Raw genomic sequence first — 14490 nt, forward strand, 5'->3', positions numbered from 1 at the left:
CATGAAACGCCCGTGCATGATGGTGTGCCTGCTGGGAGTTGCCGTACAGGCCAGTGCCATGGACCTGAAGCAAGCCTGGGACCTGTTGCAGTACCAAGGCCCGATCTATCGCGCTGCCATGCATGAGAAACAAGCCGGTGGCGAGAACCGCGCCATCGGCGAGGCCGGCCTGCTTCCGCAGATCAACGCCGCCGCCTACTTCAACCAGGTCAATGGCAGCCAGCGCCAGAATGGCCAGGACAACGACCTCGACTATGACTCCAAGGGCGCCAACGTGCGCCTGCGCCAGCCCCTGTTCAACAAGCAGAAGATGGCCGAGTACCGCCAGGGCCAGCAACGGGCCGACTACAGCGTGGCGGTGTTCGACGCCAAGAGCCAGGACGCAGCGGTGCGCCTGGCCGACGCTTACTTCGACGTGCTGCTGGCCAGCGAAACCATCACCCTGGCCAAGGCCAAGCTGAACGCTTTCGAGGAACAGTTGGCATCGGCGAAGCGGCGAAAGGAACTGGGCGCCGGCACCATCACCGATGTCGACGAGTCAGTGGCCCGCCGCGACCTGGCCGAGGCCGACCTGATCGACGCCCAGGACAACCTGGTCAACGCCCGGCGCAAGCTGGAGGAATACATTGGCGAAACCCCGCAGGCGTTGACCACCCTGCAGTCGGCCTTCACCACCCCGCCCCTGATGCCGGGCAACCTGCAGGCGTGGCTGGCCAAGGCCCAGGCCGACAGCCCGCTGATTCATGCGCGCCGGCACAGCTACGCGCTGGCCGAGGAAGAAGTCAACCGCGCCCGCGCCGGGCATTACCCCACGCTGGATTTCGTGGCGGGCTACACCGCTGGCAGCAGCCAGTCGATTTCCGAGCTGAATCAGCGCAACCACTACAGCTCGATCGGGCTGGAGCTGAACATCCCGCTGTACAGCGGCGGCAGCACCAGTGCCCTGACCCGCCAGGCCAGCGCCAACAGTGCCAAGGCCCTGGATGAACTGGACGCCACTCGCCAGGAGGTGATTTCCAACACTACCCGCGAGTACCGTGGTGTGCAGAGTGGCGCCCTGCGCATTCAAGCACTGGAAAAGGCCGTGGCCTCCAACGAGCGCTCGCTGACTTCGACTCGCAAGGGCTTCAAGGAAGGTGGCACCAGCACCAACTCGGATGTGCTCAATGCCGAAGAGCTGCTGTATGACGCACGCCATGACCTGTTCGAGGCCAAGCTCAACTACCTGATGTCGCGCCTGCGGCTGGCCTCGTCGGTGGGCAGCCTGGGGGATGATGATATCGAGCAGATCAATGATTACCTGGGGCCGGAGCTGATAGTCAGCAATTGATTGTCACCTCAAGCTATGCACTGCCCCTGCACGAGCGGCCTTGAACTGCGAACTGACCAGCAAGGCCAAACCGCTGGCAATGGTCCGCAAAGCTGATCAGCAGCGCCGGTAGGTAGTCGATGATCACGCCCTGCAGGCTGCCGTAGCTGCGACGTATTCCTTCAGGCTATGATCGGTCACCCTGCCGCGGACACCCTGAACCATGCCCGTAGACCTGCAAGCGTTGTACCCCAGGCTGATCCACCTGATGCTGGACACGGTATTCGTGGTCGACAGGGACAACCAGATCATCTTCGTCAGTGATGCCTGCAAGACACTGCTGGGCTACCAGGCCTGCGAACTGATCGGCACGCCGATCACCCGCTACATGCACCCTGACGACCTCGCGGCCACGCGGGCCTCGATCATGCGGGTGATGAACGGCCAGCCGCATTACGACTTTTGCAACCGTTACCTTCGCAAGGACGGCAGCGTGGTGCACATTCTGTGGGCGGCCTGCTGGTCCGATGAGGCCCAGGCGCGTATCGGCGTGGCGCGGGACGTTACCGCCCAGCGCAAGGCCGAAGACGAACTGCGCTTCCTCGCCCATCATGACCCGCTGACCCGGCTGGCCAACCGCGCCATGTTCAATGAACGGCTGGATACCGCCCTGGCCGCGGCCCGGCGTCACAACCGCAGGCTGGCCTTGCTGTTCCTCGATATCAATGACTTCAAGCAGATCAACGACAACCACGGCCACAGCGTGGGTGACCAGGTACTGTGCACGCTGGCCCGCCGCCTGGAACGCTGCGTAGGGGCGGCTGGCATGGTAGCGCGGATGGGCGGCGACGAATTCACCGTGCTGTTGCCCGATTGCCCGTCGCCGGAGGCCATTGCCACGCACGTACAGCACATTCTCGCGGTCATGGCCGAACCGCTCGACGCCGAGTTTGCCGGCATCGATGCACCGTCCTGCAGTATTGGCGTGGCCCGTTTTCCCGAAGATGGCAACGATGCCGACATGCTACTGCGCCATGCTGACGGGCACATGTACCGAATCAAGCGCCAACGCGCTGCGACTGGCTGAAGGTAAGGGGATACCGCATGGCTGAACACCTGCAAGGCACTGCCGAGCCAACACCCGGCTCGGTCGGCCTGGGCCAGGCATTACTGTTCTGGCTGAAGCTGGGCTTCGTCAGTTTCGGCGGCCCGGCCGGGCAGATTGCGATCATGCACCAGGAGCTGGTGGAGCGGCGCCGCTGGATCAGTGAGCGGCGTTTCCTGCATGCCCTCAACTACTGCATGTTGCTGCCCGGGCCCGAGGCCCAGCAACTGGCCACCTACATCGGCTGGCTGATGCACCGCACCTGGGGCGGGGTGATTGCTGGCGCTCTGTTCGTGCTCCCGTCGCTGTTCATCCTGATAGGCCTGTCGTGGGTGTACCTGACCTGGAGTGAAGTACCGGTGGTCGCCGGGATTTTCGAAGGGATCAAGCCGGCCGTGACCGCCATCGTCGTGCATGCCGCCCACCGCATTGGCACGCGGGCGCTGAAGAACGGCTGGTTATGGGCCATTGCCGCGGCCTCGTTCGTGGCCATTTTCGCGCTTGACGTCCCCTTCCCGCTGATTGTGCTGGCGGCCGCACTGCTGGGTTATGTCGGTGGCCGGCTGCTGCCGGCACAGTTCGCGCCCGGTGGTGGCCACAGCGCAGCCAGGGCACCCCAGCGCCCGGCGCTGATCGACGACGATACCCCGATACCCGCGCACGCCCGCTTCAGCTGGGGCCGTCTGGTGACCTTGCTGCTAGCAGGTGCAGCGCTTTGGCTTCTGCCCATGGGCCTGCTGATGGCGGCCTTTGGCTGGCAAGGCACACTGACGCAAATGGGCTGGTTCTTCACCAAGGCGGCGCTGCTGACCTTCGGCGGTGCCTATGCGGTGCTGCCCTATGTCTATCAAGGGGCTGTCGGCCACTATGGCTGGCTGTCGCCCACGCAGATGATCGATGGCCTGGCGCTGGGCGAGACCACGCCCGGGCCGCTGATCATGGTGGTGGCCTTTGTCGGTTTCGTCGGCGGCTACCTGCAGCCGATGTTCGGCGCCCACCAGGCGTTCCTCGCTGGCGCAGTGGCGGCGAGCCTGGTGACCTGGTTCACCTTCCTGCCCTCGTTCCTGTTCATCCTCGCCGGGGGCCCGCTGGTGGAGTCGACCCACAACGAACTGAAGTTCACCGCCCCGCTGACCGGGATCACTGCCGCGGTGGTGGGGGTGATCCTCAACCTGGCGCTGTTCTTCGGCTACCACGTGCTGTGGCCGGCCGGGTTCGATGGCGCGTTCCACGGGTCCTCGGCTGTGATAGCGCTCGCGGCGGCAGTGGCGCTGTTCCGCTACAAGCGCGGGGTGATGGAAGTGTTGATCGGCTGCGCCGTTGCCGGCCTGGCCCTTCACCTTTTACGCTGATGGAGCCGATCATGCGCAACCCTGAAGACGCCTTGCTCGACAGTTGGCACCATAACGCCCAGGCCTGGATCGACGCCGTACGCAACGGCGCCATCGAGAGCCGTCGCCAGGTCACTGACCAGGCCATCCTGCTGGCCATTCTCGGCCGCCAGCCCGAACGGGTGCTCGACCTGGGGTGCGGTGAAGGCTGGCTGCTACGCGCGCTGGCCGACCTGGGTATCGAGACCGTGGGCGTCGACGGCGACAGAACGCTGGTGGATGCAGCGCGCGCTGCGGGCGCGGGTGAGGTGCACCTGGCCAGCTATGCGCAGTTGGCTGAGGCGAAGGTGCATGTTGGCAAGGACTATGACCTGATCTGCGCCAACTTCGCGCTGTTGCAGCAGGACATCATTGAACTGTTGTCGGCAATGCGGACTTTGCTGGTGCCAGCCGGTGCGCTGGTGATCCAGACCCTGCACCCGTGGAGCGTGGCCGGCGGGGATTATCAGGACGGCTGGCGAGAGGAGTCTTTTGCCGGGTTCGCCGGGGATTGGCAACCGATGCCTTGGTATTTCCGCACCCTGGCCAGCTGGCTGAATGCGCTGGATATGGCGGGCTTGCGACTGGTGGGTTTGCAGGAACCGCAGCACCCGCAGAGCGCGGTGCCGCAGTCGTTGTTGATGGTGGCTGAGCGTCACTGAATCGGGCCGTAATAACCCTGTGGAAGCAGGGTTCACCCCGCTCCCACATGACAGGCCGGAGCAGACGACTACAGGACCGGCTTGCGCGCCGCGCCGCTGCGGGCCTTGGCCATGGCTGCCAGGCGCACCGCGACGTTGGCCGCGCCGTAACCGGTATAGCCACCCTTGCGCTGGATGATTTCGAAGAAGAAGCGCTCTTCAAACGGTTCGGTGTACACATGGAACAGCTCGCCACCCTGGGCGTCGCGGTCGTACAGCACGTTGTAATACGCCAGTTCGCTGAGGAACTCGTCGTCGAAATCGAACCGCGCCGCCAGGTCGTCGTAGTAGTTCAGCGGGATTTCCAGCAGCGGCACCCCTGCCAGCTTGGCCCGTGCCACTTCGCCGAAGATATCGTCACAATCAAAGGCGACGTGATGCACGCCGGAACCACGGTAGCTTGACAGCGCGTGAGCGATGGCGGTGTTGCGGTTTTCCGAGATGTTCAGCGGCAGGCGCAAGGTGCCGCACTGGCTGCGCAGGGCGCGGCTCTTGACCAGGCCATACGGGTCGGGCAGCACCACTTCGTCGTCGGCGGCGAAGTCGAACAAACTCTTGTAGAACAGCACCCAGCTGTCCAGCGACTCGGCCGGCAGGGCCAGGGCCATGTGGTCGATGCGGCGCAGGCCGCCGGTAGCGGCCGCGTTGGTGTCCAGGCTGAAGTCGGTGTCGTACAGGGTGTGGCCGGCAGTGCCCTGCTCCACCAGGTACAGCAGGCTGCCATCGGGCGCACGCACCGCCGGCACTTCGCATTCGTTGGGGCCGACCAGGCCGCGGAACGGCTGGCCACGGAAGGCGGTGGCCCGCTTCAGGGCCGCTTGCGGGTCCTTGACCCGCAGCGCAGTGGCGCACAGCGACGGGCCATGGGCCTCGAAGAAGTTGTGACCGAAGGAATACGGTTCAGCGTTCAGCACAATGTTGATATCACCCTGGCGCAGCAGTTGCACTTCCTTGCTGCGGTGCTTGCCGGCTTCGGCAAAACCCAGGCGCTTCAACCAGTTGCCCAGGCGCGCGCCGACCGCTTCGTCGACCGCGAACTCCAGGAACTCCACGCCGTCATAAGCACTGGCCGGCGGCGGGGTGAACAGTACGCCAGGCTCGATCGGCGTGTTTTCCTGCTCCAGGCGCAAGCGGGTCTGCTCTTCGAGGTACAGCAGCGAACGCAGGCCGTCAGCGGCATTCTGCCGGGTCGGTGCGGCGCGGAAGCCGTCATTGAAAATTTCCAGCGACAGCGGGCCACGGTAACCCGTGGCGAGGATCGGCGCCAGGAAACCGGCCATGTCCATTTCGCCCTGCCCCGGGAAGCAGCGAAAGTGGCGGCTCCACTCCAGCACATCCATGGCCAGGATCGGCGCATCGGCCATTTGCACGAAGAAGATCTTGTCGCCGGGAATGTCGCGGATCGCGCTTGGGTCACCTTTGAGCGACAAGGTGTGGAAGCTGTCGAGAATCACCCCAAGTGCCGGGTGGTCGGCCTGGCGCACCAGGTTCCACACTTGCTGGTAAGTGTTGACGTGGCGGCCCCAGGCCAGCGCTTCGTAACCAATGCGCAGGCCACGCTTGCCGGCATGCTCGCCCAGCAGGCGCAGGTCGTCGACCAACACTTGCTCGTCGCCCAGGGCATCGGCCTGAACGTTGCTGCACACCAACACCAGGTCGGTACCCAACTCCTGCATCAGGTCGAACTTGCGTTCGGCGCGGTCGAGGTTTTTCTGCAGGCGGTCTCGGCGGCAGCCTTCAAAGTCGCGGAAAGGCTGGAACAAGGTGATGGCAATGCCCAGGTCGGCGCACATCTGGCGCACCTGGCGCGGGCTGCCAGCGTAATAGAGCAGATCATTTTCGAAGATCTCGACGCCGTCAAAACCGGCGGCGGCGATGGCTTCGAGCTTTTCCGGCAGAGTGCCGCTCAAGGACACGGTAGCGATCGAACGCTGCATGGCGGGAGTTCCTTGTTGTTGGGGGAATACGGTGCCATTCGGGCAAAAAACCCCTGTCACAGTTTATGGCACGATCGATTATTCGCAGGTAAAGTCGTCGCTTCAATCTCTTTGTACGGAATGGTTAGTTTTGCGTTCGATTATCGCACAAAACCCGTTCTAGCGAATTGCGAGACCGCGGGCCCGTGGTCAACATGGACCACAGACGCAGGCACACCGACCGTTGCCTCCTGCCTTGGCATACCCTCTGGCGGAACCTGCGCAAACAACAATAACAACGGAGACAACGATGGCTCACTCCAGCTCGCAAGCAAAGAAAGCGACCGCCAGTGGATGGATAGGCTCGGCACTCGAGTACTACGACTTCTTCATCTACGCCCAAGCCGCTGCGCTGATTTTCCCGCAGATCTTCTTCCCCAACACCGACCCGAAAATGGCCATCATTGCCTCGTTGGCCACCTATGGCGTGGGCTACCTGGCACGCCCGATCGGCGCCTTCGTATTGGGCCACTGGGGTGACACCCGCGGTCGCAAGAACGTACTGCTGCTGTGCATGTTCCTGATGGGCCTTTCGACCATGGCGGTAGGCCTGCTGCCCACCTACCACGACATCGGCTACCTCGCACCGGCCTTGCTGGTTGTGCTGCGTCTGATCCAGGGCTTTGCCGTGGCCGGGGAAATTTCCGGGGCCAGTTCCATGATCATGGAGCATGCGCCGTTCGGTCGAAGAGGCTACTACGCCAGCTTCACCCTGCAAGGTGTGCAAGCCGGCCAAGTGCTGGCAGCGGCGGTGTTCCTGCCACTGGCCTACTTCATGCCTAGCGAAGCCTTCACCGAATGGGGCTGGCGCATTCCGTTCCTGATGAGCGCCATCGTACTGATCGCAGGCTTCATCATCCGCAAGGAAGTGCATGAAACCCCGGCGTTCGTGAACGAAGAGAAGCAGGACAAGGTTGCCAAGTCGCCCATCAGCGAAGCCTTCCGTCACAGCTGGAAGCACATGGTGCTGGTGATGTTCATGGCCCTGATGAACGTGATCCCGGTGGTGGCCACCATCTTCGGTGCGGCCTACGCAGTGCAGCCGGCGTATGGCATCGGCTTCGACAAGAGCGTGTACCTGTGGATTCCGGTGGTCGGCAACATCGTCGCGGTGCTGGTGATCCCGTTCGTGGGCAACCTGTCGGACAAGATTGGCCGTCGCCCGACCATGATCGCCGGTTGCCTGGGCTCTGGCCTGCTGGCCTTCGTCTACCTGTATGCGATCAGCATCCAGAACGTGCCAATGGCGTTCGCCGCCTCGATCGTCATGTGGGGCATGGTCTACCAGGGCTACAACGCGGTGTTTCCAAGCTTCTACCCAGAGCTGTTCCACACCCGCTACCGCGTTACGGCCATGGCCATCGCGCAAAACATCGGCACCATGCTGACCGCCATGCTGCCCGCGCTGTTCGCAATGGTTGCCCCACCCGGCTCGGACAACATTCCGCTGGTCGTCGGTGGGCTGGCCTTCTTCATCACCGGCGTATGTGCCCTGGCGGCCTACATTGCCCCGGAAACCCACCGCCTGACGATGGAAGACCTGGGCAACCCAGACGCCAAGCCGATGGAAAAGACAGCCTATGAAGCCAGCCGTAAAGGTAGCTTTCAGGCAGTGAGTCACTGAGAGATTGCAGGGGCTGCTTTGCAGCCCCTTCGCGGGCAAGCCCGCTCCCACAGGTACCGTACAGGCTTGCACCCTGATGCGCGCCTGTGAGAGCGGGCTTGCCCGCGAAGGGTTCAGCCTTTGACCACGTCCTGCAGACGTGCCCACAGCCGCTGCACATCCCCCCGCTCGGTCGGCAGCGCACCAATCGAAACCCGCACCATCCATCGCCCGTCCAATGTAGCCGGCGTCACATACGCATCGCCGGACGCATTGAGCCGCTCGGCCCAGCCCCTGGTATGCGCATCCAGCGCATCCCCTTCAAGCCCCGCCGGTCGATGGCGAATGCACAAGGTCTGCAACTGTACGGGCGCCAGCACTTCCCACTCCGCCGCCGCCTCGACCTGCCCCGCCAGCCACTGGGCATTATCCAGGTCACGCCGCAGCCGCGCCTGCAATGCGTCGACACCCTCGCTGCGCAACATGAACCACAGCTTCAAGGCACGGAACCGACGGCCCAGCGGAATACCCCAATCGCGCAGGTTCTTCACCTCGCCATCCACTGCCGACTGCAGGTAGCTGGGATTGGTGCTCATCACCCGGATCAGGTGCTGCGGATCGCGCACGTAGTAGATCGAGCAATCGAAGGCCACCCCCAGCCATTTGTGCGCGTTGACCACCACCGAATCGGCCAGTTCGATGCCGTCCCACATCCAGCGGCACTCGGGCAGGATCATCGCCGAACCGGCCATGGCCGAGTCAACGTGCAACCACAACCCATTGGCCTGGGCGATTTCGCCCACCGGGCGCAGCGGGTCGAGGGCAGTGGTCGTCGTGGTGCCGGTGGTGGCAACCACGGCGCAAGGCTGGTTGCCGGCAGCCAGGTCCTGTTCGATCGCCGCCTGCAGTGCCTCTGGGCGCAGGGCGTAGCGTTCGTCGGTAGGGATCAGGCGGATATTGTCGCGGCCAAAACCGGCCAGTAGTGCAGCCTTGTCCACCGAGCTGTGAGCATGAGCGCTGACATACACGATCAAAGGCTTGGCTTCGGCCTGCAGGCCGCCGCGTACCAAGGCGTAGTCAGTGGCGCGTTCACGGGCACTGATCAGCGCCACCAGGGTACTGGTCGAGGCAGTGTCCTGGATCACCCCACTCCACTGGCCAGACAGGCCAAGCAATTGGCGCAGCCAGTCAAGGGTGGTTTCTTCCAGTTCGCTCAGGGCCGGGCTGGATTGCCATGACAGGCCCAGCACGCCCAGACCGGTACTGAGGAAGTCCCCCAGCACCGAGGACAGGGTGCCGTTGGAGGGGAAGTAGCCGTAGAAGTCCGGGTGCTGCCAATGCGACAGGCCGGGCATGACCAGGTTGTTGACGTCGTCGAGAATGGCCGCGAAAGGTTCGCCTTGTTGAGGGGCAGTTGCGGGCAAGACGGCCTTGAGATAGCCAGGTTCGACCTGGGCCATGACCGGGCGTTCGCCCACGGTCTGGCGGTAGTCGGCAATCAGGTCGATCAGTTGGTGGCCGTACTGGCGGAATTGTTCGGGGGTCACGCTAGCTCTCCTGGGGGTTATCCATTGCCTGTGTTGGCCCTTTCGTGGGTAAACCCACGCCTACAGGCGCGGGCTTGAAGCCGCACAATCAACACAATGCCCCCAGTCTAGGCGCCTATCACCGGCCGAATAACCCCGCTTCCCGCATAGCTGCTATGGCGAACCCGCATGCCCGCCCTGCACACCGAACTGGGACTGGCGCCACAGTTCGAACACCCGGTTGCGCAACCAGCGGTGCTCGGCCGAGGCCTGCAGGCGCTGGTGCCACACCACCCAGTAGCGCTGGCTGTGGTCGATGAAGCCCAGTGGCCGCCAGGCCAGGTCATGCAAACGGCTCAGCTGCCGGGCGATGTGCTCGGGGACCGTGGCCACTGCCTGACTGTTGGCAATCACTTTTACCGTGGCGCAGAAAAACGGCACTTCCAGGCTGACCCGCCGCTGCAGGCCTTGTGCACGCAGGTGCCGGTCGATGAAGCTGTCCTTGTCGCCACCGCCCGAAATGCGCACATGCTTGTGAGCCAGGTAGTCGGCCTGGCTGAGCGCGGCCTGCGCGGCCAGCGGGTGATCCTGGCGCATCAGACACACCGCGCGGTCCTCACCCAGCAGCCGTCCGTGCAGGTTGGGCGGCGACTCGTCGAACAAGGTGGTCGCCAGATCGATTTCTCCGCTGGCCAGCAAGGCGTACTGGCCGGCCTGCCAGGTGCGGTACTCCAGCGATACCCCTGGCGCTTCGCGCTCCAGCGCCGCCACCAGCAGCGGCAGCATGTGCTCGGCGACATAGTCCGAAGCGGCCAGGCAGAACCGCCGCTCGCAACGCGCCGGATCGAAGATGGCGGGCTGGCGCAGCGCGTGCAGTTCTTCGAGCACTTGGCGCAAAGGCTCGACCAGGGCTTCGGCATGTTCGCTAAGCACATAACCACGCCCCTGGCGCACCAGCAACGGATCATCGAAGGCTTCGCGCAGGTGGGCCAACTGGCGGCTCAGGGCCGATTGGCTGACACCCAGGCGCTCGGCCGCGTGGCTGAGGTTTTTAAGCTGCAACAGGTGGTCGAGGGTACGCAGGTGGGCGAGGCTGAGGGAGGCGAAGGTGGGGTTCATGCAGGCTCCCTGCGATGGAATTCAAGGGCCTGTTCGCGGGCAAGCCCACCCCCACAGGGTTCTTACACAGTTCAGCATCGTGAAAAAGCAGTGGGAGCGGGCTTGCCCGCGAACAGGCCGCAGCGCGGCCCGGACGGTTACGCGGTCAGGCCAACATAGACGTTCTGCACGTCATCGTGCTCGTCGATCGCTTCAAGAAACGCTTCAACCTCCGCCAACGCTTCAGCACTCAGGCTGGCCGCGCTCACCGGGTTTTTAGGGGTGTAGCCGATTTTCGCCGCGGTCACGGTGAAACCATGGTCTGGCAGGGCCTTCTGCACCGCGTCCAGGTCGGTGGTATCGGTGATGAACAGGGTCGAGCCCTCTTCTTCACCTTCCTCGAAGTCCTGGGCACCGGCTTCGATCGCTGCCATTTCCGGATCAGCGTCAGCGCTCGCAGGCGTGGCTTCGATCAGGCCTACATGGTTGAAGTCCCACGCTACCGAACCGCTGGCACCCAGCTGGCCCTTGCGGAACAGCACGCGGATCTGCGCGACGGTGCGGTTGATGTTGTCGGTCAGGCACTCGACGATCAGCGGTACCTGGTGCGGTGCGAAACCTTCATAGCTCACCGCATGATATTGCACGGCATCACCGTCCAGGCCAGCACCCTTGCGGATTGCCCGATCCAGCGTCTCGCGGGTCATCGACGCTTTCTTGGCTTGCACGATGGCCAGGCGCAGGCGCGGGTTCATGTCGGGATCGGCACCCGACTTGGCCGCGATCTGGATTTCCTTGGACAGCTTGCCCATGATCTTGCCTTTGGCATTGGCCGCTGTTTCTCTATGTTTGGCTTTCCACTGTGCGCCCATGTCGACTCTCTGTTTCAGCGGCCGGTTCAGGAAGCGACCGGCCAAAAGTGGGTGCATTTTATACGCCCTCGAGCATGGGATCGACAAGAAATCTCATCAGCCTTTATCGGCTTTGCCCGCCGCCGCGGCAAACCGCGCCAACCGCACATCCAGCCTTCGTGGGCGCAAACCACGATCTTCGGCCTGCTCCTTGCGCCGGATGGCATTGCGCACCACCAGCGAGCCCAGGTAGCGGATCGGCTCGGGCGGGAACAGCCCCAGTGGCCCTTTGACCAGTGGCGACCGGGTCCACGGGTTGTCCAGCCCCAGCGCCAGCGACGAAAGAATCTGCCCGCCCATGTGGCACGGGCCAACACCGCTGCCGGAGTAACCAAAGCCGTAGAAAACGTTGCCCTGCCCGTCCAGCCGACCAAAAAACGGCAGGCCGGTCACCGAGCGATCCGACGGCCCGTTCCAGCTGGCCGCCAGCGGCACCTCGGCCAACGCCGGGAAAAAGTCGCCAAGGCTTTCGCGCAGCAACCGCCGATACGGCGACGGCTGGTCGAATACCGGCAGCATGCGCCCGCCATAGGCAAACGTGTTGCCGCCCTTGCCGAGCATCAGCCGGCCATCGGAGGTGTTGTGGTAGTAGTGCACGAAAATACGCGAGTCGAGCACGCTGATCCCACTGTCCAAGCCGATCTGGCGCAGCAGTTCGGGGCACGGTTCGGTAATGACCATGTCGCTGGAAACGATCGCCACACTGCGCTCGAACTGCGGGAAGACACGCGCCATCCAGGCATTGAGGCCCAGCACTACACGGTCGGCGCGCAGCGTGCCGTGGGCCGTACGTACCTGCACCGGGGCACCGTGCTCCAGGCCGGTCATGGCGGTGCCTTCGTAGATGCGCACGCCGCGCTGCAAGGCCACGCGGCGCAGACCGCGCACCAGTTTGCCAGGCTGCACGGTGGCGGCAGCCGGCGAGAACCAGCCTTCAAGGTGCCGTGCCGAACCGGCCAGGCGCTGCACCTGCTCCAGCGGCAAGCGGCGGAACGAGTTGATGCCCTTGTGCTCCAGCGCGGCGATCACCGCGTCGGTGGCACCGACCTGCGCTGCGTTGGTGGCCGTGTACAGCGTGCCGTCCAGGCGGTAGTCGCAGTCGATACCATTGGCCGCGCAGAACGCACCGATGTCTGCGATGCTGCGCTCCGACTCGCGCACCAGCCGCACCGCCTCCTCCCCCCCGAATAGGCGTTCGAGGGTGAAATACTTGGCCGACCAGGACAACGCACAACCCCCATTGCGGCCGCTGGCACCGGCACCGCAGATGTCGGCCTCGATCAGCACCACATCCAGGGCCGGTACCGCTTCCTTGAGCATCAGTGCCGTCCACAGGCCGGTGTAGCCGCCGCCGACAATGCACACATCGCAACGGGTATCGCCTTGCAGCGGCGGGCATACCGCCTCCTGCGCCGAATCCAGGGCCTGTTGCAGCCAGAAGGGTCTCATTCGCTCGCTTTCCTTTAAGTACGCAGTGGTTTGATTGCCATGCTGGTGTTCGGTGCTACGTCGGTGCCTTGCGCACTGCTGGCCGGGCGGCTGTTCCAGTGCGGCAGCAACACCAGCGCCGAGAACAGCGCGCAGCCAGCGAACACGATGAACACCGTGACGCCGTCGAAGTAACCCGGCAGCAGCCCACCCAGCACCGCGCCCACCGAGCCACAACCGTTGACGAAACCTGCTGCGGTGGCGCCGGCCTTGGCGGTGCCGAAGTCGATGGCGGCAGCGCCGCTGATCATCGAGTCCGGCCCGTACAGGGTCAGGCCCATAAAGAACAGCAGGGCCACCACCAGCAGCACACTGCCGGTGTGCATGGCCGCCATGAACGCCGCCAGTGTCACGGTCAGCAGCACCAGGCTGATCACGCAGGCCGGCATGCGCCGGGCGCCAAACAGTTTGTCGGAGGCCAGGCCGATCATGATCGGGCCAAGCAGCCCGGCCAGTTCGAAAGCAGTCGGGATGATTGCCGCGCCCACCTTGCCCACCGAGGGCATCTGCTCGAAGACGATCACAGGGCCCCACAGCAAGATGGCGTAGCGCGCCGGCTTCAGCAGGAAGTACGCCAGGCCCAGGGTCAACACCGTGCGGTTGCGCAAGATCTCCCTCAGTGGCGCCCACACGCTGCACAGGTTGTCGCCTGGGGCCATGCTTTGCGGCTCGGGCTCAACCGCCGGCAAACCGACGTCCTCGGGTTTGTTGCGCTGCAGGAAAAAGAACAACACCGCCACCAGCGCCACCACGACCGCGCTGGAGAAGAACGCCGCATGCCAGGTGCCCACCAGGGTGTAGGCCCACCAGCCCGCGAACGGCGAGGCCACCAGGCCGCCGAAGGCATAGCAGGAGCTCCACAGGCCCAGCACCCGCCCGCGCTGCGAAGCCGGGAAGAAGCTGCCGATGTTCTTGCACAAGCCGGCCCAGCCGGTGGATTGCGCCAGGCCCTGTACCAGCATGCAGGTGGCGAAGATCGGGAAGGTTGCGTAACTGCCCATCACCACGGCCGCCGCCGCAGAAATCAGCAACCCGCCCAGCACGACCACCCGCGGGCCGAAACGGTCGGCAAGCATGCCCCAGGTGAATTGGCCCACGGCATAGGCGGCCAGGTAGATGGCGTCCAGGTTGGCCATGGCGGCCTTGTCGAGCATGAAGCCTGGGTCTTCGGCGATGCCCAGTTTGGCCACCGAGAAGGCTTTGCGGGTGAAGTAGAAGGCGGCGTACGCCAGCCAGGTGATGGCGAAAATCTGGATGCGCCAGCGTTTGAACGCGGCTAGGGATTGGTTCATGTGAGTCTGACCTCTTGCTCAAGTGTGCCGGCAGAATGTGAAGAAACGCCTGTCTTGTTCTTGTGTTACGCACAGCGATGACGAGGCTGTCATCGGGTCAGGTGGCGCCGT

11 protein-coding genes are annotated in these 14490 nt (G+C 64.0%); 5 read left to right on the forward strand and 6 right to left on the reverse strand.

Annotation, left to right across the window (positions count from 1 at the left end; translation table 11 throughout):
- Position 1 precedes the first annotated feature (1 nt).
- The 4 genes from LVS58_RS19960 (at position 2) to LVS58_RS19975 (ending at position 4446) form a co-directional block, all read left to right on the forward strand.
- On the forward strand, positions 2-1330 hold the full coding sequence (locus LVS58_RS19960) for a TolC family outer membrane protein (protein WP_233692483.1): 1329 nt from the start codon (positions 2-4) through the stop codon (positions 1328-1330).
- A gap of 202 nt (positions 1331-1532) precedes the next feature.
- Entirely contained in the window at positions 1533-2396 is an 864-nt protein-coding gene (locus tag LVS58_RS19965) for a GGDEF domain-containing protein (protein ID WP_233692484.1), read from the forward strand.
- A 17-nt stretch (positions 2397-2413) separates the two neighbouring features.
- The gene (gene chrA, locus LVS58_RS19970; RefSeq protein ID WP_233692485.1) at positions 2414-3766 is read left to right on the forward strand and encodes a chromate efflux transporter; all 1353 of its coding nucleotides are present in this window, start codon (positions 2414-2416) and stop codon (positions 3764-3766) included.
- 11 nt (positions 3767-3777) lie between these two features.
- Complete coding sequence (locus tag LVS58_RS19975) at positions 3778-4446, forward strand: class I SAM-dependent methyltransferase (protein WP_233692486.1); 669 nt, start codon at positions 3778-3780, stop codon at positions 4444-4446.
- A 68-nt stretch (positions 4447-4514) separates the two neighbouring features.
- On the opposite strand, the gene quiC is transcribed toward LVS58_RS19975, so the two are convergent.
- Positions 4515-6422, reverse strand: coding sequence for a 3-dehydroshikimate dehydratase QuiC (quiC, locus tag LVS58_RS19980; RefSeq protein ID WP_233692487.1), 1908 nt, complete (start codon positions 6420-6422; stop codon positions 4515-4517).
- A 289-nt stretch (positions 6423-6711) separates the two neighbouring features.
- Between quiC and LVS58_RS19985 the strand changes: the two genes are divergently transcribed.
- On the forward strand, positions 6712-8085 hold the full coding sequence (locus LVS58_RS19985; RefSeq protein ID WP_233692488.1) for an MFS transporter: 1374 nt from the start codon (positions 6712-6714) through the stop codon (positions 8083-8085).
- A 113-nt stretch (positions 8086-8198) separates the two neighbouring features.
- Here the strand turns inward: LVS58_RS19985 and LVS58_RS19990 are convergent, their stop codons facing one another.
- From LVS58_RS19990 to LVS58_RS20010, 5 genes are all read right to left on the reverse strand, one after another.
- Positions 8199-9611, reverse strand: coding sequence for a DOPA decarboxylase (locus tag LVS58_RS19990; RefSeq protein WP_233692489.1), 1413 nt, complete (start codon positions 9609-9611; stop codon positions 8199-8201).
- Between the two features lie 153 nt (positions 9612-9764).
- On the reverse strand, positions 9765-10709 hold the full coding sequence (locus tag LVS58_RS19995; RefSeq protein WP_233692490.1) for a LysR family transcriptional regulator: 945 nt from the start codon (positions 10707-10709) through the stop codon (positions 9765-9767).
- A gap of 137 nt (positions 10710-10846) precedes the next feature.
- Positions 10847-11560 (reverse strand): YebC/PmpR family DNA-binding transcriptional regulator, encoded by a 714-nt coding sequence (locus LVS58_RS20000; protein WP_233692520.1) that lies wholly within the window; start codon positions 11558-11560, stop codon positions 10847-10849.
- 96 nt (positions 11561-11656) lie between these two features.
- A complete protein-coding gene (locus LVS58_RS20005) occupies positions 11657-13048 on the reverse strand; it encodes an FAD-dependent oxidoreductase (protein WP_233692491.1) in 1392 nt (463 codons plus the stop codon).
- Positions 13049-13062: 14 nt separating this feature from the next.
- Positions 13063-14379 carry an MFS transporter gene (locus LVS58_RS20010; RefSeq protein ID WP_233692492.1) on the reverse strand — a complete coding sequence of 439 codons (1317 nt, stop codon included), beginning with the start codon at positions 14377-14379 and terminating at the stop codon, positions 13063-13065.
- Between the last annotated feature and the right edge of the window lie 111 nt (positions 14380-14490).

Origin of the sequence: Pseudomonas sp. JR33AA (assembly GCF_021378985.1) — a bacterium.
Classification (GTDB): domain Bacteria; phylum Pseudomonadota; class Gammaproteobacteria; order Pseudomonadales; family Pseudomonadaceae; genus Aquipseudomonas; species Aquipseudomonas alloputida.

Bases quoted from the DNA above. Each gene is read 5' to 3' on its own strand.
- LVS58_RS19960 (WP_233692483.1), top strand. From the start codon at position 2: ATGAAACGCCCGTGCATGATGGTGTGCCTGCTGGGAGTTGCCGTACAG.
- LVS58_RS19965 (WP_233692484.1), top strand. From the start codon at position 1,533: ATGCCCGTAGACCTGCAAGCGTTGTACCCCAGGCTGATCCACCTGATG.
- chrA (WP_233692485.1), top strand. From the start codon at position 2,414: ATGGCTGAACACCTGCAAGGCACTGCCGAGCCAACACCCGGCTCGGTC.
- LVS58_RS19975 (WP_233692486.1), top strand. From the start codon at position 3,778: ATGCGCAACCCTGAAGACGCCTTGCTCGACAGTTGGCACCATAACGCC.
- quiC (WP_233692487.1), bottom strand. From the start codon at position 6,422: ATGCAGCGTTCGATCGCTACCGTGTCCTTGAGCGGCACTCTGCCGGAA.
- LVS58_RS19985 (WP_233692488.1), top strand. From the start codon at position 6,712: ATGGCTCACTCCAGCTCGCAAGCAAAGAAAGCGACCGCCAGTGGATGG.
- LVS58_RS19995 (WP_233692490.1), bottom strand. From the start codon at position 10,709: ATGAACCCCACCTTCGCCTCCCTCAGCCTCGCCCACCTGCGTACCCTC.
- LVS58_RS20000 (WP_233692520.1), bottom strand. From the start codon at position 11,560: ATGGGCGCACAGTGGAAAGCCAAACATAGAGAAACAGCGGCCAATGCC.
- LVS58_RS20005 (WP_233692491.1), bottom strand. From the start codon at position 13,048: ATGAGACCCTTCTGGCTGCAACAGGCCCTGGATTCGGCGCAGGAGGCG.
- LVS58_RS20010 (WP_233692492.1), bottom strand. From the start codon at position 14,379: ATGAACCAATCCCTAGCCGCGTTCAAACGCTGGCGCATCCAGATTTTC.